Origin of the sequence: Flavobacterium sp. SORGH_AS_0622 (assembly GCF_030818825.1) — a bacterium.
Lineage (GTDB): Bacteria > Bacteroidota > Bacteroidia > Flavobacteriales > Flavobacteriaceae > Flavobacterium.
Genome location: NZ_JAUTAX010000001.1, coordinates 1,414,642 through 1,440,586, shown reverse-complemented (window position 1 = coordinate 1,440,586; position 25,945 = coordinate 1,414,642). Strand labels below are relative to the sequence as shown.

The following is a 25,945-nucleotide window of genomic DNA, read 5'->3' as shown; positions in this document are numbered from 1 at the left end:
ATCTTAGAATCTTAGCATCTAAGTATCTTAGAACCTCTACTAGAAAAACCAAATCTTTTCCTTAATTTTATAGAACCCCTTCAGATCACTGCCAAATACTTTAAAATATAATTATTAAGAAGTAAACCATAACCAATGTGCACTTTCGAAATATTAATTTTAAAATATAACTCATGAGTAAAATAGTTGCCGAACAATTAGTAGATATGTTGGTAGAAGCTGGAGTGAAACGCGTTTATGCGGTTACTGGCGATAGTTTAAATCATTTTAATGATGCAATTCGCAGAAGCGGAAAAATAAAATGGATTCATGTACGCCATGAAGAAGTCGGCGCGTATGCTGCAGCGGCCGAAGCAGAATTAGACGGTTTTGCTGTTTGCGCTGGAAGCTGTGGTCCCGGTCACGTTCATTTAATTAATGGATTGTATGATGCACATCGTTCGCATGTTCCTCTTTTAGCAATTGCTTCTACGATTAATACTAACGAAATGGGAATGGATTATTTTCAAGAAACCAATACCATTAAACTTTTTGACGATTGCAGCCACTATAATCAAATGATTATGACGGCGGAGCAAGCACCTAGAATTATCCAAACGGCCATACAACATGCTTTAGGCAAAAAAGGCGTTGCTGTTATTGGTTTACCGGGCGACGTTTCTCAATTAGAAGCAGTTGAAAGTAATATTTCTACTCAATATTTTCATTGTAATCCTGTTATCCGACCTTCTGATACTGAATTACAGCATTTAGCAAAAGCTATCAATGAAAGTTCTAAAATAACTTTGTTCTGTGGTATCGGAGCTGAAAAAGCGCATGATCAGGTGGTGCAGTTGTCTCAGCATATTAAAGCTCCTGTTGGATATTCATTTAGGGGGAAAATGAGCATTCAGCCGAATAATCCTAACGAAATAGGAATGACAGGTTTACTCGGTCAGCCTTCTGCATATCACAGTATGCACGAATCACATTTGGTTTTATTATTAGGAACTGATTTTCCTTATGATAAATTCATGCCTTCAGACAATAAAATCATTCAAATTGACACAAGTACGGAACGTTTAGGAAGAAGAGCCAATCTCTATATGGGTCTATGCGGTGATGTTGCCGATACGATAGAAGCTTTACTGCCGCTTTTGGAAGCAAAAACAGATGATAGTTTTTTACAAGCGCAGCTAAAACTATACAGCAGCGTAAAAAAAAGCATGAATACTTATATTAATGATAATGGCGGAGAAGACACCATTCAGCCCGAATATGTGGCGCACATTATTGATAAACTGGCAGATCAAGATGCAGTTTTTACCGTAGATACTGGTATGAGCTGTGTTTGGGGAGCTCGTTTTATTAAAGGAACGGGGCAGCGAAAAATGCTGGGTTCTTTTAACCACGGTTCTATGGCAAACGCGATGCCGATGGCAATTGGAGCCGCTTTGGCACATCCGGAAAGACAAGTTATTGCGATGTGCGGCGACGGCGGTCTTTCCATGCTTTTAGGGGACTTGGCAACCATTCACCAATATAATATTCCGATCAAAATTATTGTTTTTAACAACCGTGCTTTGGGAATGGTAAAACTTGAAATGGAAGTTAGCGGTTTACCCGACAACGAAACAGATATGGTAAATCCTGATTTTGGTCTAATTGCTCAAGCAATGGGATTTCAGGGCGTAAATGTTCATAAACCTGAAGAAGTTCAGGGAGCAATTGAAAATGCTTTCCGCCATAATGGTCCTGTTTTATTAAATATTTTCACCAATCCAAATGCGCTGGCAATGCCTCCAAAAGTAGAATGGGAACAAGTAATTGGAATGGCAAAATCGATGACAAGATTAATGCTGGGCGGTAAAATGGAAGAAGTTTTGGACACTATTAAATCCAACTATAAACATTTAAAAGAAGGCATTTAAGCGCAATTAAAGAATTATGGATATAAATACTAATAAATCATACACCAAATACTATGTTATTGCATGGGTATTTGGTTTGATTTTCTATTTTTTAGATTATGTAATACGTTCTGCTCCAGCAGTAATGTTTCCAGAACTTTCGCAGAGTTTTTCTGTGAATGAAATTAGACTAGTAGAAATTGTCGGCACTTATTATTACACCTATTCCACCTGTAGTTTAATTGCTGGAATTGCTCTGGACCGCTTTGGAGCTAAATATTCACTTTTTGCAGGAGCACTTATTTTAGGAATCGGCTGTTTATTATTTATGATTTCGAGTCAGTTTAGCGGTGTTGTCGGCCGATTATTTCAAGGTGCGGGATGCGCTTTTGCTTTTCCAGGCTGTGTATATTTGGCCAGTAAAGGATTTTCTGCAAAATCACTCGCAACAGCCATTGGATTTACACAATGCCTCGGAATGCTTGGTGGTTCTGCAGGACAATTTGTTGTTGGGCCGTTGATTGAAGAAGGAATGAATATCAATACGTTTTGGCTCTCGATTGGAATTTTCACAATCATTGTGGCTTTCGGACTTTGGTTTATAACTCCTTCCAACATCACAGATAAAAATATAGAAAGTATAGAAAAGAAACAAAGTCTGCTAAATCCTTATAAAATCGTTTTTAGCAATCCGCAGTCTTGGTTTTGCGGTATAATTTCGGGATTGCTATTTGCGCCGACAACTATATTTGCGATGACTTGGGCAGTAGATTTCTTTCAAAAAGACCGTGCTTTCGACTTTCATACGGCAACAATATCGAGCGCCATGGTAGCTTTTGGCTGGGTTTTCGGATGTCCGCTATTAGGATATATTACAGACAAAATAAATAAACGAAAACCAGTTTTGGTATTTGGCGCTGTCTTTATGATTGTAGCTTTAATTCAATTGCTGTATTTTCCAAATCTACTTCCAGCAAAATACAGTATGTTTTCATTAGGCGTTGCTTCTGGGGCTGCTATGATTCCATATTCTATAATTAAAGAAGCCAATCCAGATAATGTAAAAGGAAGTGCTACAGGAGCCATCAATTTTATAACTTTTGGTGTAACAACGCTCTTAAGTCCTTTATTCAGTCGCTTATTCGGCAGAACTCTTGACGGAACTTTGGATAAAACAAATCACTTTCAGCAGGCAGGACTATTTTGGATTATCGGCATTGCAATAGCCATTTTAGTGAGTTTTCTATTGAAAGAAACTGGCAGCGGAAAAAAACCAGATGCTGAAAAAGTTATTATATAAGAAGACAACAAACATCAATAAGATAAAGATAGGATCAAGAAAATGATCTTATCTTATTCTTTTGTAACTACAATTGAAGCTTTAAAGCCGGCAGCTAGATTATCCCAGTAATCACTGGTAACCATTGTGCCTTTATCGTCATATACTTGAATCTCGGCAGTATTTCCTCCTAGAGTTCCAATATTTAAAGCTTCGAAATCTAATTTATTAAAACCTGGATTAAGATTAATTTTTACTTGTTGAAAATTAGAATCTAATAAAAGTCGATCTCGCACTACAAGTTCATTTGAAGAAACTTTCACTAAATCCCCATCAATAGCTCCAAAATCACGGAACTTCACAATAAAATATTCTGATTTGGTTTTAAAATCTCCCAGCGAAATATTTTTCTTCACCAAAACACCTCTTCCTTCTCTTAAACCGGCATCTTTTAAAGCTTTATCAAGATCCTTTTCCATTTTTGCCACATAGCGATCGCCTGGATTGGCAAAATCGGTTTCTGTAGACATGGTAAATTTGCTTTTTTCTTCTCCAATCTGAAATTTAGATTTTTGAGTTATCGTTGTATTTTCAAAAACGTTTGGGGTTTTAATACTTGGAATATCATTTAATTCTGCCTGTGGATCTTTTGTCTCAGGAGCTGGATTTTTTTTTGGTTTTGCACTAAACTTTGGTGCGGGAATAGCTTTGAATTTAGAATTAAATTCGGCTTGGGCTGATACTGACAACGCAGTAAAAAACAATATGAAAAATAAAATGTGCTTCATTGAAAAAGTATTATCGAATCGGCTTTTATAATTAGTCTTAAAAATAGTCCAGCATCACAAAAATAGCATAATTTAATTAGGCATTGCAACTTTAGGACTTTTATAACAATAAATTAAGCTAATTTTTGGAATCAAAAAACCTGCCAAAATTTTTCTCTTTGATTAAAATAAATTTCTGATTCTAAAAATTCAAATTCCAATATCTCTGTGTTTAGCATACGGTTTCTTTAAATTTACCATTTTGATAATTAACAACTTATTCTTAACTTCAAGACTTTATTTTACCATTTACAAAAACTCAATAAAATGGATTATATCGATTATTACAAAGTATTAGATGTTACAAAATCTGCGACCGAAGCAGAGATCAAAAAAGCATATAGAAAACTGGCCAGAAAATACCATCCCGATTTAAATCCGAATGATAAAGAAGCCGAAAAAAAGTTCAAAGAAATTAATGAAGCTAATGAAGTTTTAAGTAATCCTGAAAACCGAAAAAAATACGACAAATACGGTAAAGACTGGAAACATGCTGATGAATTTGAAAAAGCGGGTTACGATCCTAATCAGCAGCAAAGCAGACGACAAACCAGTTCTCAATATTCTGATAGTGATTTCTCAGGTTTTGGAGGCGGCGATTTCTCTGGAAGTGATTTTTCAGATTTTTTCAATTCGATGTATGGCGGAGGCAGAAGCAGATCGCAGTCTAAATATAGAGGACAGGATTTTAATGCCGAACTAGAGTTAGACCTCAAATCGGCTTACACCACACATAAACAGAGCTTAACGGTAAACGGAAAAAATATCAGAATTACTATTCCAGCCGGAGTTGAAAATGGACAGATTATAAAAATTCCAAATCATGGTGGACCTGGTGTAAACGGCGGTCCAAATGGTGATTTATTTATCACTTTTTCTATTGCCAACAATTCAGAATTTAAACGAGAAGGCAATAATTTATACGCCGATGCACCGCTTGATTTGTATACTGCGGTTTTAGGAGGCGAAACGTACATCAACACTTTTGACGGAAAAGTAAAAATCAAAGTTCCTGCAGAAACACAGCCGGGAACGAAAGTAAAACTGAAAGGAAAAGGTTTTCCTGTTTACAAAAAAGAAAATCAATTTGGTGATTTGTATATTACTTATACGATAAAAGTTCCAACAAAATTGTCGAATAAAGAGAAAGAATTATTTGAAGAATTAGCAAAACTAAGAAGTCATGAAAAATAAAAATTTAATCCAAATAAAGCAGTTTTGTTTGTATCACGAAATTGAAAATACTTTTATAACTGAACTTAACAACTATGGTTTAATCCAAATTATTAGCGAAGAAGACGATGAATATTTGGAGCCTGAGCAGCTGCCAACGGTCGAAAAAATGATTCGCATGCATTACGACCTCAAAATTAATCTGGAAGGAATCGATGCCATAGCCCACTTATTAAACAAGATAGAAAACTTACAGCAGAGTCTAAATACGGCACACAACAAACTTCGTCTTTACGAAGAAAGACATATAGACTAACAATTTAATATCACAAAAAAGCTTGATTTCCGATTTGATTTCAAGCTTTTTTTTATGGATGCCAAAAGCAGAATTCTTAAATTGCGACATCTTAATTAACCTGAATTTGCTCTTTTAAAACCATACAGACAAATTCGCAAAATATAAAAAATGAAAAGAGAAAACATCTTAACTGGATCTCCGTGGGAAGACAAAATGGGATATTGCCGCGCAGTAAGAATTGGTAATATTATTGAAGTTTCTGGAACTGTAGCAATTGTTGATGGTGATAAAGTAAAAGCAGATGATGCTTATGCTCAAACTTATAATATATTAGAGCGAGTTGAAAAAGTTTTAGAAGATCTAAATGTCAGCATGAAAGATGTCATTAGAACAAGAATATTTACAACCGATGTTTCAACTTTTGAAGAAGTAGCCAGAGCCCATTCTGCTTTCTTTAGAGATGTAAAACCAACAACCGGATTTTACGGAATCAATCAATTAGTTGCACCAGAATATTTGGTAGAAATAGAATTCACTGCTGTTGTGCAGTAATTTTTTTGCCGCGAATTCCACTAATTTAAGCTAATATATTGCCACAGATTAAAGGATTTTAAAAATTCATTTATAATTCTTTCAATTAAAAATATATTAATTCGTGAAAATTCGTGAAATTCGTGGCTGAAAAAACTTTTCATAAAAAACATCCATGACTTTAAACCTAAAAGAAACACTATTATCTATTCCAAAATGGATTATAATTTGTGCTTTAATAGGTCTATTTTCAGGATCTGCATCGGCCTTATTTTTGGTTTCTTTAGAATGGGTAACGCAATTTAGAATGCAGCATGATTGGATTATCTGGCTTTTGCCTTTCGGCGGATTTCTAGTTGGATTGAGTTACTATTATTGGGGAGAATCTGTAGTTAAAGGAAATAATTTACTACTGGAAGAGTACGAAAATCCTAAAAAAGTCATTCCGTTTAGAATGGCGCCTTTGGTTCTTTTAGGAACATTAATTACCCATTTATTTGGAGGTTCTGCTGGCCGAGAAGGAACGGCAGTACAAATGGGAGGCGCAATTGCCGATCAATTCACCAAAATTTTTAAATTAGATAATTCCGAACGCAAAATTCTCATTATTCTGGGAATCAGTGCTGGTTTTGCTTCTGTTTTCGGAACGCCTTTGGCAGGTGCTATTTTTGCTTTAGAAGTCTTATATTTTAGCAAAATTAATCTTAAAAGTGCTGTACTTTCTTTTTTAGTCGCTTTTGCAGCTTATTTTACAGTTGAATTTTGGGAAATAAAACATACTCACTACAGCATTCCTATTATTCCAGAACTTAGTTTCAACAACATTATTTTTACCATAATTGTCGGAATTCTTTCGGGCTTTGCTGCACTATTATTCGCAAGAAGTACTCATTTTTGGAGTTCGGTATTTTCCAAAAACATTAAATATCCTCCACTACGTCCCGTTATTGGCGGCGTAATTTTAGCGATAGCTTTTGCAGGTTTTGGACTTACCAAATTTTCAGGATTGGGAGTTCCTGTAATTGTAGATTCGTTTTCGAATACAAGCGAATGGTATGATTTTCTGCTTAAAATTCTTTTCACAGGATTTACTTTAGGAGCCGGATTTAAAGGCGGAGAAGTAACTCCTCTATTCTTTGTTGGTGCAACTTTAGGAAGCGCATTATCAATAGTAATTCCAATGCCAATTGCACTTTTAGCCGGAATCGGATTTGTTGCTGTTTTCTCTGGAGCAACCCACACTCCTATCGCCTGCACTATCATGGGAATGGAACTATTCGGAATTGCTCCTGGAATATTCATTGCAATAGCCTGCACAATTGCCTATTTTTCTTCGGGTTCTATCGGAATTTATAAATCGCAGATTGTTAGAGGAGCAAAATATAGGTTGTATGAAAGGTTAAATTCCAATTTTTAAAATTCCAAATTCCAATCTCCTAGTTATAGTTCCTACGGAACATAAAGATAAAACCTTAAATCTCTCCTACGGATCAAAATCCGCTGCTACAAATGTAATGTACCTACGAAACTTAAAAAGTTTCTGAAAAAAATAAAAAAAATAAAAATCCGTTGAAATCTGCGTTTTCGCGATAGCGAATCTGTTTCATCCGCGTTCAAAATTCATACGCAAAATTTAAATTCCAAAATAAAAACCCAATATCTATTGAAATAGACTGAATACTAAAGAAACTGTGACTAAAAATATTTTCAGCATTACATTAAAAAAATGTAAATTCGCACACTATGAAAATACAAGACATTCAAGCGATTCAGTTATTACTCGCCGCTCCAAAAAAAATCGTCATCATTCCGCACAGAGGACCAGATGGTGATGCAATGGGCTCAACATTAGCTTTATACCATTTTTTAATTAAAAATAATCATCAAGCAACAGTAATTGCTCCAAATGATTTTCCTAATTTTCTAGCTTGGCTTCCAGGATCAGAAACTGTAAAAATATTCGAAAAAGATACCGAAAACTGCACCAAGATTTTAGAAGAAGCAGAAATCGTTTTTACGCTTGATTTTAATGCTTTTCATCGTACAGGTGAAATGGAGCACACTTTAGCAAAGCTAAATGCTATTTTCATAATGATCGATCATCATCAAAAACCTGATGATTATGCTACCTATACCTACTCTGACCCTTCATACGGATCTACCTGCGAAATGGTTTACAACTTTATCACTTTCTTAAACAAAAAAGAAGATATTGACAAAACCATCGCGACTTGTATTTACACAGGAATTTTAACCGATTCAGGCTCATTCCGTTTCCCTGGAACAACAGGAAACACTCATAGAATTATCGCTGAATTAATTGATCTGGGTGTAGAAAACACACAGATTCCAGTTTTATTATTTGACAATAGTTCCTTCAGCAGATTACAACTGTTAGGCCGAGCTTTACAGAATATGAAAATATTCGAAGAGCATAAAACTTCTTATATGACGTTAACACAAGAAGAACTAGATTCTTTTAATTATGTTAAAGGTGATACAGAAGGAATTGTTAATTATGGCTTGAGTATAAAAGATATTGTTTTTACTGCTATTTTTATCGAAAATAAAGACGAAGGAATAATTAAAATTTCATTCCGTTCGCAGGGAGGTTTTGATGTAAACCAATTTGCAAGAGATCATTTTAACGGCGGCGGACACAGCAATGCAGCCGGCGGAAGATCTGAAGTTTCGATGGAAGAAACTGTAAAGAAATTTGAAGATTTAGTAAAAAAACTAACACTATAGCCCACATGAATTACCTAAAACTTAGCATTTATAGTTTGCTTTTTGCTGTTTTGTTAATCAGCTGTAAGCATCATGAAGAAGCCAGAAGACCTATTTCCAGCGCTTCAGGAACATTCATGAAAAAATCTGCAGATCGAAATAAGAAATTAGTGGCTAATGAAGAAGATGTCATTAAGAAAATAATAAAAAGCAATCCGAAAGTAAAATACTATGCCACTCCAAAAGGGTATTGGTTTTATTATGATGAAAAAAATGCTACAGAAACTGCATCACCAAGAAAAGGCGATATTGCTTATTATAATTTAGAAGTTAAAGATATAAAAGGCAATATAATTTATTCTGATTCTGACCTTGGTCCGCAGACTTATTATGTAGACAAACAAGACATTATGATGGGACTTCGCGACGGAATTAAAAGAATGCATAAAAATGAAACTGTGACATTTTTATTTCCATCGCATATGGCTTATGGTTATCATGGAGACAACAAAAAAATTGGTACAAATGAATCTTTGATGGTTACAGTTACATTGAGAAATTTTGTTCCAGATCCAGCTCAGACTAATGCTCCTGCTCAAACTACTGCTGTAGCTCCAGCAGGACAAGCTCCTAAAACAACAACACCGAAACCTGTAGCTCCAAAACCTGCAGCTCCAATAAAAAAAGATACATTAACTCCATAAAAAACAATCTCTTAAAATGAAAAAGATTATTTTATTATTACTAATAGCCGTTAGCTCATTTTATTCTTGTAAAGACGATCACAGTAATCTGCCAGATGGTTTGTATGCCGATATCGAAACAAACAAAGGTCATATTATTGTTGAACTTGATTACAAAAAAGCTCCAATTACTGTTGCTAACTTTGTGACTTTGGCTGAAGGTAAAAACGAATTTGTAACGCATGAAAATTTAAAAAAGAAACCTTTTTTTGATGGTTTAAAATTCCATAGAGTTATAGAAAGCTTCATGATTCAAACCGGAGATCCTTTAGGAACTGGTTCTGGAGATACTGGATATAAGTTCAAAGACGAATTCTCAGATTTAAAATTTGACAAAGCTGGTGTATTGGCAATGGCCAATAACGGACCTGGAACAAACAGCAGCCAGTTTTTCATCACACACGTAGAAACTCCTTGGTTAGATAACAAACACACTATTTTTGGTCATGTTGTTGGTGCAAAAGATCAAGAAGTTGTAAACAAAGTAGTTCAAGGTGATAATATCGTTTCGGTAACTATTATTAGAAATGGTGAAGCGGCTAAAAAGTTCGATAGTGTAAAAGTATTTCACGACTATTTTGCAGAAATCGCAAAAGAACAAAGCAAATATGCAGGAGTTCAGAAAGAAAAAGTAGCTTACTATGCTTCTATTAAACCAAAAGTTACTAAAACAACAAGCGGTTTAGAATATTTTATTACTGAAAAAGGAACTGGTAAAAAACCTGCAGCAGGAACTCAAGTATTTATTGCTTACGCTGGTTTTCTTGAAGACGGAACTTTATTTGACACAAGCATAGAAGATGTTGCAAAACAATTTGGAAAATTTGATCCTGCAAGAGCTGAAGCAAAAGCATATCAGCCAATTCAATTTAAAGCCGGAAGTAAGAATGGTTTAATACCTGGTTTTATTGAAGGACTTGAGCAGCTTTCTTTTGGCGATAAAGCAATTCTTTTTATTCCATCTCACTTGGCATACGGAGAAACTGGTGCAGGAGGTGTAATTCCGCCAAATGCAAATATTATTTTCGAAGTTCAATTATTAGAGAAACAATAAAACAATTCATCATAGACTTAAATCTGAAAAGTAATGAAGTTTAAATTTTTATTTTTATTTTGCTTAGCAATAGTTAATATTCAAGCTCAAACTAAAAAACCCGCAGCAAAACCTGCTGCAAAAGCAAAAACAACAACTGCAGCAAAACCTGCTGCTAAGCCAAATACAAATCCTAACGAAGGGATTTTTGCTACAATTTCAACTTCAAAAGGAGATATTGTTGTTTCTTTAGAATACACAAAAGCACCCGTAACTGTTGCCAACTTTATCACTTTGGCAGAAGGAACAAATCCTTATGCAAAAGTGGAAAAATTAAAAGGGAAGCCATTTTATGATGGTTTAAAATTCCATAGAGTAATTAACGATTTTATGATTCAAGGTGGTGATCCGCAGGGAACTGGTGCTGGAGATCCAGGATATTCATTTAAAGATGAATTTGTTGCAGAATTGAAATTTGAAAAAGGCGGTGTTTTGGCAATGGCAAATTCTGGACCTGCTACAAACGGGAGCCAATTTTTCATTACACATAAGGACACACCTTGGCTAAACGGTAAACATACTATTTTTGGACATGTAGTTTCTGGAATGGACAATGTCAATAAAATTGTTCAAGATGATATTATGAACAAGATTACCATTACACGTAAAGGCGCTGCTGCAAAAAAGTTTGATGCTGTAAAAGTTTTTAGTGATGAAATGAAAAAAGGAGAAGCTAAAAAAGAAGAGGCTAAAAAAGTAGTTGCAGCAAAAGCTGCTTATTTTGCAACAACAAAAGCAAAAGCTACTACAACCGCTTCTGGCTTAAAATATCTTATTACGAAGCAGGGAACTGGCGTAAAAGGTGCTGAGGGTTCAAATATCTATTTTCATTATGCTGGATACTTTGAAGATGGTACTTTATTCGACAGCAGTATCGCTGAAGTTGCAAAAGCTTACGGTAAGTATGATGCAAACAGAGATGCACAAGGCGGATACAAAGCTTTTCCTTTTACAGTTGGTAAAAAAGACGGAATGATTCCTGGTTTTATTGAAGCTCTTGATATGATGACAGACGGAGAAAAAGCTATTTTCTTCCTTCCTTCTAACTTAGCCTATGGCGAAAAAGGAGCTGGCGGCGTAATTCCTCCAAATGCAACTTTAGTTTTTGAAATTGAAACTTATCAAAATCAGCCAACTAAATAACAAACTGGAATTCAATTTCCATAAATACAAAAAACATCAAAAGATACTTTTGATGTTTTTTTTGTTTTAAGACTATTCAAAAATTTAAAGAATTATTATTTTGAACGTTGAAATTCAGCTATTTCCGTTATTAAGTCTACTATTTCACGTCCATTTCTATTAAATCCTAAACAAAATAGCTTACCTTTGCCGGCTTTAATTTTTTAAAACAAGTAAATTATGAAGTCGCAAAATAATGTATTAAAAGGTGTTTTTCTGGTTGCTCTAGGTGCTACTACATACGGAATGCTGGCAACATTTGTAAAAATGGCTTATTCTGAAGGATATACAACCGCAGAAGTTACGACATCACAATTTATTTATGGAATTACAGGAATTCTACTAATCAATCTTTTTCAAAGGATAAAAAATAAAAATCAAGCTGTAAAAGCGACTCCAAAAAATATTTTCAGTTTAATGCTTGCTGGAACTTCATTAGGAATGACAAGTTTATTTTACTATTTGGCTGTAAAATTTATTCCAGTTTCTATCGGGATCGTTTTATTAATGCAGACTGTGTGGATGGGCGTTTTATTAGAAATGATTTTAGAAAAAAAACTGCCTTCTAAACAAAAAGTCATTGCAGTTTTAATTGTGCTTTTTGGAACTGTTTTAGCGACAAATATCATTAACAATGACATACAACTAGACTGGAGAGGTTTGGTTTGGGGAATCTTGGCCGCTGCGTCTTTTACCACAACTATGTTTACTGCAAATCGTGTTGCTACAGAAATTTCATCGGCTCAAAGAAGTCTTTATATGCTTTTGGGCGGTTCTATTATTGTTTTTTCATTTGCCTTTGCAACTCAGGTTACCGCATTTAATTTCGAAATTTTCTTAAAATGGGGAATTGTGCTGGCTTTATTTGGCACCATAATTCCGCCTATGTTAATGAATATTGGTTTTCCTCTTACTGGTATAGGACTTGGAAGTATTGTTTCTGCCTTAGAATTACCCGTTTCTGTGATGATGGCGTACGTTTTATTGAATGAAAAAGTTATCTTCTCTCAATGGGTTGGAATTGTTTTAATTATACTGGCCATAATTATTATGAACGTAAATTTCAAGTCAAAAAATAGCCGAATTTGAGCATTATTAAAAAAAGATCTTCTGTAATGTAATAATTGTTAATTTTTTTATAAATTCGTGGTAAACAATCAATTATTATGAGTTTACCCTGGCATTTATATTTAATGGCTTTATTGTATATACTTGCTGGAATTAATCATTTTAGAAAACCTGGGATGTACATAAGAATCATTCCTCCCGCATTTAAAAACCCAAAATTAATAAATAATTTAAGCGGAGCTGCCGAGATCATTTTAGGCATTCTCCTTATTTTACCTGCGACAACAACTTTCGCCGCCTGGGGAATTATAGCCTTACTTATAGCTGTTTTTCCTGCAAATATCTACATGTTACAAAATAAAAAAGCAGGTTTTGGTTTACCATTATGGATTTTATTTGTACGTTTGCCCTTACAAATTGTTTTAATTTATTGGGCATACCAATATACATTCTAACATTAACCATTAAATTATTTTATCATGAAAAAATTATTTGCTGAGTTTTTCGGAACTTATTGGCTTGTTTTTGGAGGCTGCGGAAGTGCCATATTTGCTGCCGGTTATCCAGAATTAGGAATCGGTTTTGCCGGTGTTGCACTTGCTTTTGGTCTGACAGTAGTGGCAATGGCTTATGCAGTTGGACACATTTCTGGAGGACATTTTAATCCTGCAGTTTCTTTTGGATTATGGGCAGGAGGAAAATTTCCAATTAAAGATCTTATCCCATATATAATAGCTCAATGTATTGGAGCTATAGCTGCAGCTGGTACATTGTATACAATCGCTTCTGGAAAAGCTGGTTTCGTAATTGACAATACTAAAGCTGGAGCATTTGCATCAAATGGTTTTGGAGCGTTTTCTCCTGATGGCTATTCTTTACAAGCTGCTTTTATAGCAGAATTTGTTCTCACCTTGTTCTTTATTTTAATTATTCTTGGTGCAACAGACAAATTTGCTAATAGTAATTTTTGCGGTATTGCGATTGGTTTAACACTAACTGTAATCCATTTAGTTAGTATTCCAATTACAAATACTTCTGTAAATCCTGCAAGATCACTTTCCCAGGCAGTTTTTACAGGAGGCGAACCATTATCTCAAGTCTGGCTTTTTTGGGCAGCTCCAATTTTGGGTGCAATAGCAGCAGGATTTATCTACAAAAATTTATTACAGCAAGAGGGCGAACCTGAAAAAATAGTTTTATAATTAGTTAATAATAATTATAAATTAGCCTATAATTAATTTCAAAAGAGAAAATCAGATATATTTATAATTGATTTTCTCTTTTTTGCTTTGGATAAAATCGATAAGAAAACAGTATTTCAACTCAAATATTTATATTTATGAACGAAATTATTTCTTACTTCAGTACGATTCCATCTTCTCATAGAAGTTTGATTCTAGTTGGCGGTATAACCATTTTCTGGTTGATTGAAAACTCTTTCCCGCTATTCCGAATGCAGTATAAAAAATGGTCACATGCGGGAATAAATTTCTTTTTTACCTTCACAACTATTGTTGTCAATTTTATTTTAGCATTTATTCTAATTAGAACCGCGGCATGGACTATTGAACATAATTTTGGTCTTTTGCAATGGCTTCCTAAAATGCCAATCTGGCTTTATACCATAATTGGTTTATTGCTTCTCGATTTAATTGGTGCTTATTTAGCACATTTAGTAGAACATAAAGTAAAATTTCTTTGGCAGTTTCACTTGGTACATCATACCGATACTTGGATCGATACCACGACTGCGAACAGACATCATCCTGGCGAAAGCGTTGTTCGTTTTATATTTACCACTTTAGGAGTTTTAATAATCGGAACACCAATGTGGATGGTATTTCTTTATCAATCTTTATCAGTTATCGCTTCACAATTTAACCATGCCAACATTTCGCTTCCCGAAAAATTAGATGTTTTCTTGAGTTATTTTATCGTTTCTCCCAATATGCATAAAGTACATCATCATTATGTACTGCCATATACGGACAGTAATTATGGAAATATTTTTTCTGTTTGGGACAGAATTTTCGGAACTTTTACTTATCTGCCCAAAGAACAACTTATTTATGGCGTAGATACACATATGCAGCCTGAGGAAAATAACAAATTGAAGAATCTGCTAAAAATTCCATTTCAAAAATCAAGATCTTTCAAAAACAGTTAAAATCACTAAAAAAAGTGTACTTTACTGAAACAACTTATTAATTTTTTTTTTAATATTGATACAGAAATTGAAAATCAATCTATTAATCATTAACACCCTATTTTGAATTAATTTTCACGAGATGAAAAAGAGTAACCGTAAAGAATTGACTTGGGAGCAAACTGAAAAACTTGTTTCGTTAGCTTTAGAAGAAAGAAATCCATTCGAAATTATAAAAAAAGAATTTGGATTAGCAGAAAAAGAAGTCTTGGAGATCATGAAGAAGAAAATGCCTCTTGAAAAATTTGAAATGTGGAAAAAGAAGGCAGTAGCAAACAAACCAAAACCAAAACCAGTAAAAATAGATGATTTTGATGAAGATTTGGACGGAAAATATTATATAAAAAATAAACTAGACTAAACTAGAGCTCCTGTTTTTCAGGAGTTTTTTTTTATTTCTAAATTAATGTAATTTTTTTAGTAACTTTTCTATGTTTTTTGTGACAAATACAAATAACTAAACATATACATATGAAAAAAATACTTTACACCTTAGCTCTAGCGGTAACATTTTGGAGCTGTAAAACAGGTAGCACTGGAGCCGCAAAAAGCAATACCGTAGAGGTTAACATCAATTTGACTGACGTTAAAGACGATAAAGTTTTGGTGACTGTTACTCCGCCAGCCATTAAAACAGATGAAATTGTTTATAGCATTCCTAAAACAGTTCCAGGTACTTATTCTACAGATAATTATGGAAAATATTCTGAAGACTTTAAAGCATTTGATGCTAAAGGAGCCGCTCTTACTGTAAAAAGAATAGATGATAATTCTTGGTCGATTTCTAATGCAAAAGCATTAAAAAAGGTAACGTATTTAGTAAACGATACTTTTGATACTGAAAAAGGAACTGGATTTGGTAATGATGATGTTTTCTCTCCTGCAGGGACTAACATTGATGCCGGGAAAAATTTCATGGTTAATACCCATGGTTTTGTGGGGTATTTTCAAAATAAATTAGATGTTCCTTACAAAGTTACAATTACACATCCTGAAACACTTTGGGGCGCTACTTCTATGACAGATGAAGATGCAAGCAATACATCTGATGTGTTTAAAACTTCTCGCTATGCAATTTTAGTAGAGAATCCAATTATGTATTCTAAACCTGATTACACTACATTTAATGTAAACGGAATGGATATTTTGATTGCTGTATACTCTCCTACTGGAAAATTTACTGCAGAAAGTATCACGCCAGAAATGAAAACGATGATGACGGCACAGAAAAACTTTTTAGGAAAAGTAAACTCTACTAAAAAGTACAGTGTTTTAGTTTATCTATCAAGCATGGCAAAAGACGATGCACATGGTTTTGGAGCATTAGAGCATCCTACAGCTACAACAGTAGTTCTTCCAGAATCAATGCCAAAAGAAAAATTGGTTGAGACTATGAAAGATGTTGTTTCGCACGAATTCTTCCATATTGTTACGCCATTGACAATTCACTCAAAAGAAATTCAGTATTTTGATTATAACGCACCTAAAATGTCTGAGCATTTATGGATGTATGAAGGTGTAACAGAATACTTTGCAAATCTTTTCCAAATCAACCAAGGTTTAATTGATGAAGCAGAATTTTACACTCGTATTGCTGATAAAATTCAACAATCTAAACAGCTAAACGATACTATGTCATTTACTTTGATGAGTAAAAATGTATTAGAGCAGCCGTATAAAGACCAATACCTAAACGTATATCAAAAAGGAGCTTTAATCGGAATGTGTATTGATATTATCATTAGAGAGAAAAGCAACGGAGAAAGAGGTATTCTTGACTTAATGCATAAATTATCTACTGAATATGGTATTGAAAAACCATTTAATGATGATGAGCTTTTTGCAAAAATTACTTCATTAACATACCCAGAAGTGGGCGAATTCTTGAACAAATATGTAGCAGGAACTACTCCAATTCCTTACGATTTCTATTTGGCTAAAGTTGGTGTTACCAAAGCGACTGAGAAAAAACCTGGAAGTGTTTTCATAAAAGGACAAAATCCATATATCACTATTGATAAAGCTACTAAAGAAATCGCTGTTCGTTCTGATATCGAAACCAACGAATTCTTTAAAAACTTAAACTTAAAAGGCGGGGATAAAATTCTAACTGTTAATAACAAACCATATTCTTTAGATAATATCTACGATTTGATTACGGAAAGTGAAAACTGGAAAGAAAATGATCCTATTACTCTGAAAGTAAAACGCGGTACTAAAGAAGAAACAATTAAAGGAACTGTAAAATTACCATACGAAGAGTCTGAAACTTTTAAAGCAACTGATGCTTCAAAAGATAAACTTAAAAATGCATGGTTAAAAGGATAATTTCTTTTTCAAATATAAAAAAACCGACAAGTGATTGTCGGTTTTTTTGTTTTTGTCATTGCGAGGAACGAAGCAATCTCATCCTGAATATCTGTTTTTAATTAGAACTTATATTAATGCGGTTGCTTCGTTCCTCGCAATGACTATGCGTATGTTTTTAAAGCTTTATTTCTTCACTGGAAACTTCCAGTCAAATTCGTCTTTGTTATTGATAATCGCTCCGATTTCGAATTTTACAACCTCATCAAATTCTGTTTGGAGAATAAACCAATTGTCTTCGTTGAAATAGTTCTCAAAAGTATCAAAAGTTTCCTGATTGTATTTTGTAATACCTTTAGTGGCTAAATCTTTCTTTACATCAGCAATTTTTCTTCCGATTAATTTGAATCCGAAAACTTCTAAATCAATACTTGAAGCGACAATGTATCCTAATTTCAAATCTTCTTCTTCATAAAAAGTCAATCTGATTTTGTGTGCATTGTACACAAAAATTACATTGTCATCTTCGTCTTTATAGTTTTTATCAGGTTTTCCTAAAACAGCTGTTACATCATTCTGCTTCATTCCGAAAAGAAGTTTATCAATTCCTGATTTTAAATTTATTTTCATATTTAATTGTCTTTATTTGAAATGCAAATTTCGTGAAGTTTTTTAATTATTTGCCACGAATTCACGAATTATACTAATTAATTTGAATTATCAGACTTTGTAAACTCATTTGTCAGCTGAGCGAAGTCGAAGCCTCTTATTAACTGCAAAAGCCCTTCGACTTCGCTCAGGGTGACAGTGATATTAAAACCTAACAGGTTTTAAAAAACCTGTTAGGTTGGTATTTCCATGAGTAAACCTTAAACTTAATACCTTAGCACCTTAGTATCTTAGAATCTCAGCACCTTAATAACTAATACTTCTTCTTATTCGGTTTTGAACTCATATAAAACGTAATCTTTCCTCCAGCTAAAACATCACTATGCTTCAAAAATGGTTTTTCTAATTGTTTTCCATTCAGAAGTACTTTGCTCACAAATACATTTTTATCGGATTGATTAACGGTTTCTACTTCAAAGTTTTTTCCATTTTCTAAATTAAAAATCGCTTTTTTAACCAGCGGACTTCCTAAAGCATATTCATCAGAGCCAGGCGCAACTGGATAAAATCCTAAACTGCTGAAAATATACCAAGCACTCATTTGTCCGAAATCGTCATTTCCTCCTAAACCGTCTGCTCCATTTCTGTACATTTTTTTCAAGATCATTCTGATTTTGTCCTGCGATTTCCATGGAGAATCTGTCCAATTGTACAAATACACTACATGGTGTGAAGGCTCATTTCCATGAACATAATTTCCAATAATTCCGTCTCTTGTAATATCTTCAGTGTTTTCAAAATATTTGTCTGGAAGATGCATATTAAACAATGAATCTAAACGAACTTTAAATTTCTCATTTCCACCCATCATTTTAATCATGTCGGCTGGATCTTGCGGTACATACAAACTGTAATTCCATGAATTTCCTTCAATAAAACCTTGTCCGTGAGTATCTAACGGATCAAACTCTTTTTTGAAATTTCCATCATTTAATTTTGGACGCATAAAACCTGTTTTTTCGTCGTAAACATTTTTATAGTTTTTAGACCTTTCGATAAACTCATTATAGATTTCCGTTTTTCTTAATTTCTTCGCTGCCTGAGCAATTGCCCAGTCATCATAAGCATATTCTAAAGTTTTAGAAACCGATGAACCGTTTTTATCTTCTGGAACGTAGCCCTTTTTTATGTAATATTCCAATCCATCGTAATAGGGGACTTTTGCCGTATTTACACAAGCCTGCAGAGCTTTTTCAGCATCAAAATTAATATTCCCTTTTACAATGGCATCTGCAATTACAGATACAGAATGATAGCCAATCATACACCAGTTTTCATTAGCATAATGTGACCAGATTGGAAGCATTTTATGAACGCTTTGATCTGAATGTGCCAGCATTGAACTTACCATATCAGCATTTCGTTTGGGCTGTACGATATTAAATAAAGGATGCAAAGCTCGATAAGTATCCCAAAGCGAATAACTGGTATAATTCGTGAAGTTTTCTGCTTTGTGAACATTCATATCCAAACCTTTATAGTTGCGGTCTAAATCCATGTATTCTGTTGGTCCAAGAAACGCATGGTACATCGCAGTATAAAAATTAACCAAATCCTCTTTTTGAATAGTTTCTATCTGAATTTTATTCAGTTCTGTATTCCAGACTTCCTGGCTTTGTTTTTTCACTTTTTCGAAATCCCAATTTGGAGTTTCTTTTTTCATATTTTCTAATGCGCCAGCGGAACTAACTGGAGACAAAGCCATTTTGATCTTAATTTTTTCTCCTTCATTGGTATCAAAATCAAAAAACAATTTTAAGTTTTGACCTGCCATTTCTGGGAAATTTTTGGTTTGGTCAAATCTACCCCAAAAGCCTTTGTAGACACTTTTTTCCTGTGCAGCCTGTCCGTAGCTTTTAATAGGTTTACTAAACGACATGGCAAAATAAACCGTTCTGGTTCTTGCCCATCCGTTTGTCTGGCGATAACCTGTTATTAAAGTATCATTTTCTACTCGTACAAAGGTCCAGACATTCTTTTTGTCGTAATTGTAAATACCTGAAGTTAAATCCAAAATAATATGCGCTTCATCTGACTTGGGAAAAGTATACTGATGCATTCCAACACGAGTTGTCGCTGTAAGTTCTGCTTTTATTTTATGATCTTCTAGAAAAACGCTGTAATATGCCGGTTCTGCTTTTTCTGTAGAATGAGAAAATGCCGATCTATAACCCGACAAAGGTTTTGAAGCCACTCCAGGATTTAATTGTAATTTGCCCGTCGTCGGCATGATTAAAAAATCACCTAAATCAGAATGGCCAGTTCCGCTGAAATGTGTGTGGCTGAAACCTACAATTGTTTTGTCTTCGTATTGATATCCTGCGCAATATTTATAAACGTCTCCATTATATTTTCCGTTTAAACTGTAGGCAATTGTATCGGTTTCCGGGCTAAGCTGTACACTTCCAAAAGGTACTGTTGCTCCAGGATAAGTATGTCCCATCTTTGCGGTTCCTATCATCGGGTCAACATATTGAATAAGATTTCGTTTTTCACTTACCTTATTTTGACCGTTTAAAAAATTAGTAAAACCAAGTATTGAAATTGATATTCCTAAAAGAAAATTTCGGCAGTTTGTTGTAGTCATTTTATAAGTTTCAATTTTTTGGTTCTAATTGATGAATTTTAATAAAAATATTTGCTGTAGTTTTAATTTAGAAAAATACAACAAAAACTGTTTTTAAAAAACATAAAGTTAGCAGAACTCGAAAGCTTTTAAATATCTTTGATGTATTAAAAATATAGCGCCAACATGAAAAAGTATATTTTAGTTCTTCTTTCTTTTTATTCTACATTTATTTTTTCTCAAAAAACGGACAGCCGTCGATTAACCAAACAAGAAATTTCAGAAAGAGAACTTGATAACGTTGATGATTTCCCTATTTACAAAGCATTTGAATACCAAGATAAAGGAGGTGTATATGAATTGGTTTTGGGTGAAAATCATAAAGCAATTTCTAAAAAAGATACTTTAAACACCAAAATACAAGCTGTCTGTGTAATGAATGACCACGGCGGATTCTTGGAAAAATGGAAAATTAATGATTTGCTTGAAAATACTATTCCGAAAGAAACAAACATTTGGTTCTGGACAAAATATTGCAGTACTAAAGATCTTGACGGCGACGGTTATATCGATCCAATAATTGTGTATGGGACTAGAACGGAATATGATGAAATAAGACGCGTAAAAATTATTACGGTTTACAAAAATAAAAAATACGTAATTCGTGCAGTTGAATGTGACTTAGATGATTGTAGAAGTTTTAAGAAAGATCAAAATTGGAATACGCTTCCGCAGAAAATAAAAACCTATGTTGACCAATTAGTTGTAAAACTTAGAAAAGAACAGAATTTGTTGTTGAAAGATGGGTAGAATTTTTAATTGTGAATGGTGAATGGTGAATTGTTGATGGTTAATGGTTGATCGTTGATATTGAATTGTTAACTGTGAATCATAAATCGTTAATGGTGAGGGTTAATTGCACAACTAACAACTAACAACTAACAACTAACAACTAACAACTAACAACTAACAACTAAATTACTCATTCATTTCGTCGTAGCGCTCTGGAACTTGGGGATCGTAAAGCGGACATTTGAATTCTTCCATGACATCTACTAATTTATTCATGGTTTTTCCTTCTGTTCCGTAGCAATCAATTTTTACGCTTTGTGGTGTGGTAATTACTTGAAATGCACCTTTTCCTTTTGGATTTTTCCAGCTGTTTTCATCGACTCTTTCCCAATCTGAAAAAACGGAGTTGATTCGATTTACAATTACTTCTATCTGAAGAACAGCCAGACCATCTACTTCTTGTTTTTCTACAAGAGCTTCATAAACTTCTTGATTATTCAAGTAGATTTCATCTAGATATTTCCAAAAAAGTAATTCGTACATAATGAAGTATTTTTTAAAACCATATAAGTGATATAAGTTCATATTAAAAGTACTAAAAAATACTAAAATGAACTTATATCACTTATATAGTTATTTTTTTTAATAATTGAATGTTCCGTATTCGCTTGTAATAGTAAGTTTCTTCTCTTCTGAAGCTTCTACTCTACCAACGATTTGTGCATCTACATTGAATGATTTTGAAATTTCAATAATATCTTGTGCAATATTTTCTGGAACGTAAATTTCCATTCTATGACCGCAGTTGAAAACTTGATACATTTCTTTCCAATCTGTTTTTGATTGTTCTTGAATTAATTTGAACAATGGCGGTACTGGAAATAAATTGTCTTTTATAACATGTAAATCTTTTACAAAATGTAAAATCTTAGTTTGCGCTCCTCCACTGCAGTGTACCATTCCGTGAATATCATTTGGAGTATATTTATCTAAAATTTTCTTGATAATTGGTGCGTATGTTCTTGTTGGAGAAAGTACTAATTGTCCAGCGTTGATTGGACTATTTTCTACTTCATCAGTCAAATTAACTTGTCCTGAATAGATTAATTCTTCTGGAACTGCTGCATCATAACTTTCTGGGTATTTTTTAGCCAAATATTTCCCGAAAACATCATGACGTGCTGATGTTAGTCCGTTACTTCCCATTCCGCCGTTATAGCCTTTTTCATAAGAAGCCTGACCGAAAGATGCTAAACCTACAATAACGTCTCCCGCCTTAATATTAGCATTATCTACAACATCGCTACGTTTCATACGTGCTGTTACCGTAGAGTCTACAATAATAGTACGTACAACATCTCCAACGTCTGCAGTTTCTCCGCCAGTTGAATGAATAGTTACACCAAACGATTTTAATTCGTTGATTAATTCTTCTGTTCCGTTGATGATTGCCGAAATAACTTCAGCTGGAATTAAGTTTTTATTTCTTCCAATTGTTGAAGAAAGTAAAATATTATCTGTTGCGCCAACACATAATAAATCATCAATATTCATAATTAATGCATCCTGAGCAATGCCTTTCCAAACTGAAAGATCTCCAGTTTCTTTCCAATACATATAAGCCAAAGAGGATTTTGTTCCTGCTCCGTCTGCATGCATAATTAGGCAGTGTTCTGAATCTTGTGTTAAGTAATCTGGAACAATTTTACAAAATGCCTGCGGAAATAAACCTTTATCAATATTTTTTATGGCGTTGTGTACGTCTTCTTTTGATGCCGAAACACCTCTCTGTGCGTACCTTTTGCTAGAATCTGAACTCATGAAAATTAGTTTGTGTTGATGTGGTGCAAAGATAATCCCTTTTTTTAATTCTTTGGTTTATTTGATATTTGATTAATAAAAAAAATCGGCAGATTATATTTTCTGCCGATTTTCCTAAATAAAATTGGTTATGAAGCTTTTGGCTTTCTATTTTTAACTTTTTGGTATTCTATTATACTAAGTTGAGTTGAGACTTGAATTTTATTTTGTCTGTTTAAGCAGTAAAATTAGAAAACTTATTCCAAAACCATCAAGTATAAATACCTATTTTCTAACAACTTAGAGTTTTATCGATGAAATGTAAGACTATCTCGACGAAGGCCGTAACTGGATTAAAATATAAACAGGAAATTACTTTCTTATTTTGGTTGTATAAATTATAGAATTAAAAAAGCCTGTCTTTTTGAGACAGGCTTTTTATTTGTTTTCTGAGTTTTACTTCGTAAAAAGTAATTCTCTGTATTTGGTTAATGTCCAGCTTTCGTCATCAACTAATAATTCTAATTTATCACAGTGATTACGAATATCTTCAAAATATGGTTTTACTTTATTGCAATATGCTTCTGCCATTTTTTGGGCATCAGTCAATTGGTTTGCTTTCTTTCTTTCGTTTGTCATTGCCAATACTTTAGAATTTATACCTTCTATATGACCCGAAATTTCTTTGATTAAAACAATTTGTTCGCTTGCAATAGTTTCAAATTCTTTTCCGAAGATTTCTTTTAATCCTTTTACATTTTCAATTAATGTATTTTGGTAACGAATTGCAGTTGGAATTACGTGGTTTCTAGAAATATCTCCTAAAACTCTTCCTTCGATCTGGATTTTTTTAGTGTATTCTTCTAATTCAATTTCGTAACGAGCTTCAGCCTCAACGTGATTGAAAATTCCTAATTCGTCAAATAATTCTAATGCCTGTTTAGAAACTTTAGCTTTTATCGCTTCTGGAGTTGTTTTAAAGTTACTCAAACCTCTTTTTGCCGCTTCTTTTTCCCATGCCTCGCTGTAACCGTCTCCTTCAAAAAGAATCTTTTTAGATTGTTTAATGTATTCTCTCAAAACATTAAAAATAGCATCATCTTTTTTCATGTCTTTCGACTCAATAAGATTTTCTACTTCATTTTTAAAGTCTTTCAATTGTTTGGCCACAATCGCATTCAAAGTTGTCATTGCATTCGAACAGTTTGAATTAGATCCAACAGCTCTAAATTCAAATTTATTTCCTGTGAAAGCAAAAGGCGAAGTTCTGTTACGATCTGTATTGTCTAATAATACGTCTGGAATTTTACCAACAACATTTAGTTTTAAATCTGTTTTTTCTTCTGGCGATAATTTACCTGTTGTAACACTTTCTAATTCAGATAAAACTTTTGTCAGCTGTGCTCCAATAAAAACAGACATAATTGCTGGCGGTGCCTCATTAGCCCCTAACCTGTGATCGTTACTTGCTGTCGCAATAGAGGCTCTCAATAAAGTCTCGTAATCATTTACCGCTTTTATTGTATTAATGAAGAATGTCAAAAACTGTAAATTACTCATTGGCGTTTTACTTGGACTTAACAAATTAACCCCTGTATCTGTTGCCAATGACCAGTTATTGTGTTTTCCAGAACCGTTTACACCTTTAAATGGTTTTTCGTGAAATAAAACTTTAAAATCATGACGCTCGGCCACTCTCTGCATCACATCCATTAATAAAGAGTTGTGATCGACTGCTAAATTCGTTTCTTCAAAAATTGGTGCCAATTCAAACTGATTTGGCGCAACTTCGTTATGACGTGTTTTTACCGGAATTCCTAATAACATACATTCCTGCTCTAAATCTCTCATATAAGTAAGAGCGCGAGTTGGAATAGATCCGAAATAATGGTCGTCTAACTGCTGTCCTTTTGCAGACGTATGTCCTAATAAAGTCCTTCCAGTCATCATCAAATCTGGACGAGAATTTGCTAAAGCTTTATCAATTAAGAAATACTCCTGCTCCCAGCCCAAAGTTGCTGTTACTTTTTTTACGTTTTTGTCAAAATATTTACAAACTTCTGTTGCCGCTTCATCAATTGCAGACAATGCTCTTAATAATGGTATTTTATTATCTAAAGCTTCACCTGTATAGGCAATAAAAACTGTCGGAATACACAATGTTGTACCATAAATAAATGCTGGAGAAGTTGGATCCCAGGCAGTATATCCGCGGGCTTCAAATGTATTTCTAATTCCGCCATTTGGGAAACTTGACGCATCTGGTTCTTGTTGTACCAATTGCGCGCCTCCAAATTTTTCTACAGGATCACTTCCGTCATAAGAAGTTTCAAAAAATGCATCATGCTTTTCTGCCGTTGTTCCTGTTAAAGGCTGAAACCAGTGTGTATAATGTGTAACTCCTTTTGCCAGCGCCCATTCTTTCATACCCATAGCAATATAATCTGCCAGCTTTCTGTCAATCTTCGTTCCATGTTGAATGGCATCTCTCACTCCTTTTAAAGCATCCGAAGTTAAATATTGCTTCATTGCTTTTTCATTAAACACATTTGAACCAAAAAGATTTGATTTTTTATCTATCTCTTCAAAATGTACCGGCTTTCTTGTAGAAGCTTCTTTTAAAGCTTGAAAACGTAATGTTGACATGTATGTAAATTTTAAAATTCGTAATAATTTTCACTGAAAAAATGAGGAACAAATATAAACAATAAAAAAGCCTATTTTAAATATAAATTGGAGAATTTTAGCCATCGATTTTTCAATATAAGATGCTTTTTTCAAAGAATAATGAATTC

At 33.8% G+C, this 25,945-nt stretch carries 23 protein-coding genes; 17 read left to right on the top strand and 6 right to left on the bottom strand.

The genetic code is table 11. From position 1 onward, the window contains the following. Positions 1–173: 173 nt before the first annotated feature. Together QE431_RS06295 and QE431_RS06290 are read left to right on the top strand one after the other, a co-directional pair. On the top strand, positions 174–1,910 hold the full coding sequence (locus tag QE431_RS06295; protein ID WP_307293908.1) for a thiamine pyrophosphate-dependent enzyme: 1,737 nt from the start codon (positions 174–176) through the stop codon (positions 1,908–1,910). Between the two features lie 16 nt (positions 1,911–1,926). Next, positions 1,927–3,189, top strand: coding sequence for an MFS transporter (locus QE431_RS06290; protein ID WP_307293906.1), 1,263 nt, complete (start codon positions 1,927–1,929; stop codon positions 3,187–3,189). 53 nt (positions 3,190–3,242) lie between these two features. On the opposite strand, the gene QE431_RS06285 is transcribed toward QE431_RS06290, so the two are convergent. Then, positions 3,243–3,956 (bottom strand): hypothetical protein, encoded by a 714-nt coding sequence (locus tag QE431_RS06285; RefSeq protein ID WP_307293904.1) that lies wholly within the window; start codon positions 3,954–3,956, stop codon positions 3,243–3,245. 306 nt (positions 3,957–4,262) lie between these two features. Here QE431_RS06285 and QE431_RS06280 point away from each other — a divergent pair, with 306 nt between their 5' ends. From QE431_RS06280 to QE431_RS06215, 14 genes are all read left to right on the top strand, one after another. Then, positions 4,263–5,189: a J domain-containing protein gene (locus tag QE431_RS06280; protein ID WP_307293901.1), complete on the top strand. Its 927-nt coding sequence runs from the start codon at positions 4,263–4,265 to the stop codon at positions 5,187–5,189. Next, positions 5,179–5,484, top strand: a complete 306-nt coding sequence (locus tag QE431_RS06275) for a chaperone modulator CbpM (protein WP_057118887.1) — start codon at positions 5,179–5,181, stop codon at positions 5,482–5,484. The genes QE431_RS06280 and QE431_RS06275 overlap by 11 nt, the downstream gene beginning before the upstream one ends. Positions 5,485–5,634: 150 nt before the next feature. Beyond that, on the top strand, positions 5,635–6,018 hold the full coding sequence (locus tag QE431_RS06270; RefSeq protein ID WP_134140808.1) for a RidA family protein: 384 nt from the start codon (positions 5,635–5,637) through the stop codon (positions 6,016–6,018). Between the two features lie 154 nt (positions 6,019–6,172). Next, complete coding sequence (locus QE431_RS06265; protein ID WP_307293898.1) at positions 6,173–7,414, top strand: voltage-gated chloride channel family protein; 1,242 nt, start codon at positions 6,173–6,175, stop codon at positions 7,412–7,414. 326 nt (positions 7,415–7,740) lie between these two features. After that, on the top strand, positions 7,741–8,745 hold the full coding sequence (locus tag QE431_RS06260; protein WP_307293895.1) for a bifunctional oligoribonuclease/PAP phosphatase NrnA: 1,005 nt from the start codon (positions 7,741–7,743) through the stop codon (positions 8,743–8,745). 5 nt (positions 8,746–8,750) lie between these two features. After that, positions 8,751–9,428 carry a gliding motility-associated peptidyl-prolyl isomerase GldI gene (gene gldI / locus QE431_RS06255; protein WP_057118895.1) on the top strand — a complete coding sequence of 226 codons (678 nt, stop codon included), beginning with the start codon at positions 8,751–8,753 and terminating at the stop codon, positions 9,426–9,428. Positions 9,429–9,444: 16 nt separating this feature from the next. Further along, positions 9,445–10,521 (top strand): peptidylprolyl isomerase, encoded by a 1,077-nt coding sequence (locus QE431_RS06250; RefSeq protein ID WP_307293890.1) that lies wholly within the window; start codon positions 9,445–9,447, stop codon positions 10,519–10,521. 33 nt (positions 10,522–10,554) lie between these two features. Further along, entirely contained in the window at positions 10,555–11,703 is a 1,149-nt protein-coding gene (locus QE431_RS06245; RefSeq protein WP_307293886.1) for a peptidylprolyl isomerase, read from the top strand. A 219-nt stretch (positions 11,704–11,922) separates the two neighbouring features. Next, positions 11,923–12,831: a DMT family transporter gene (locus QE431_RS06240; RefSeq protein ID WP_057118903.1), complete on the top strand. Its 909-nt coding sequence runs from the start codon at positions 11,923–11,925 to the stop codon at positions 12,829–12,831. A 77-nt stretch (positions 12,832–12,908) separates the two neighbouring features. After that, a complete protein-coding gene (locus QE431_RS06235; RefSeq protein ID WP_057118904.1) occupies positions 12,909–13,265 on the top strand; it encodes a DoxX family membrane protein in 357 nt (118 codons plus the stop codon). Between the two features lie 24 nt (positions 13,266–13,289). Then, a complete protein-coding gene (gene aqpZ / locus QE431_RS06230; protein WP_134140796.1) occupies positions 13,290–14,012 on the top strand; it encodes an aquaporin Z in 723 nt (240 codons plus the stop codon). Positions 14,013–14,149: 137 nt separating this feature from the next. Then, positions 14,150–14,977: a sterol desaturase family protein gene (locus QE431_RS06225; RefSeq protein ID WP_307293873.1), complete on the top strand. Its 828-nt coding sequence runs from the start codon at positions 14,150–14,152 to the stop codon at positions 14,975–14,977. A 121-nt stretch (positions 14,978–15,098) separates the two neighbouring features. Continuing rightward, on the top strand, positions 15,099–15,377 hold the full coding sequence (locus tag QE431_RS06220) for a DUF2805 domain-containing protein (protein ID WP_057118909.1): 279 nt from the start codon (positions 15,099–15,101) through the stop codon (positions 15,375–15,377). 110 nt (positions 15,378–15,487) lie between these two features. Continuing rightward, the gene (locus QE431_RS06215) at positions 15,488–17,344 is read left to right on the top strand and encodes a peptidase M61 (RefSeq protein WP_057118912.1); all 1,857 of its coding nucleotides are present in this window, start codon (positions 15,488–15,490) and stop codon (positions 17,342–17,344) included. Positions 17,345–17,509: 165 nt separating this feature from the next. On the opposite strand, the gene QE431_RS06210 is transcribed toward QE431_RS06215, so the two are convergent. Together QE431_RS06210 and QE431_RS06205 are read right to left on the bottom strand one after the other, a co-directional pair. Next, on the bottom strand, positions 17,510–17,953 hold the full coding sequence (locus QE431_RS06210; protein WP_307293870.1) for a hypothetical protein: 444 nt from the start codon (positions 17,951–17,953) through the stop codon (positions 17,510–17,512). 292 nt (positions 17,954–18,245) lie between these two features. After that, entirely contained in the window at positions 18,246–20,579 is a 2,334-nt protein-coding gene (locus QE431_RS06205) for a GH92 family glycosyl hydrolase (protein ID WP_307293867.1), read from the bottom strand. 165 nt (positions 20,580–20,744) lie between these two features. Here QE431_RS06205 and QE431_RS06200 point away from each other — a divergent pair, with 165 nt between their 5' ends. Then, complete coding sequence (locus QE431_RS06200) at positions 20,745–21,368, top strand: M949_RS01915 family surface polysaccharide biosynthesis protein (protein WP_307293864.1); 624 nt, start codon at positions 20,745–20,747, stop codon at positions 21,366–21,368. Positions 21,369–21,536: 168 nt separating this feature from the next. Here the strand turns inward: QE431_RS06200 and QE431_RS06195 are convergent, their stop codons facing one another. The 3 genes from QE431_RS06195 to QE431_RS06185 form a co-directional block, all read right to left on the bottom strand. Then, complete coding sequence (locus QE431_RS06195) at positions 21,537–21,893, bottom strand: hypothetical protein (protein ID WP_057118922.1); 357 nt, start codon at positions 21,891–21,893, stop codon at positions 21,537–21,539. 99 nt (positions 21,894–21,992) lie between these two features. Then, positions 21,993–23,171 carry an AIR synthase related protein gene (locus QE431_RS06190; protein WP_057118923.1) on the bottom strand — a complete coding sequence of 393 codons (1,179 nt, stop codon included), beginning with the start codon at positions 23,169–23,171 and terminating at the stop codon, positions 21,993–21,995. 435 nt (positions 23,172–23,606) lie between these two features. After that, the gene (locus QE431_RS06185; protein WP_057118924.1) at positions 23,607–25,796 is read right to left on the bottom strand and encodes a glutamine synthetase III; all 2,190 of its coding nucleotides are present in this window, start codon (positions 25,794–25,796) and stop codon (positions 23,607–23,609) included. Positions 25,797–25,945: the final 149 nt, after the last annotated feature.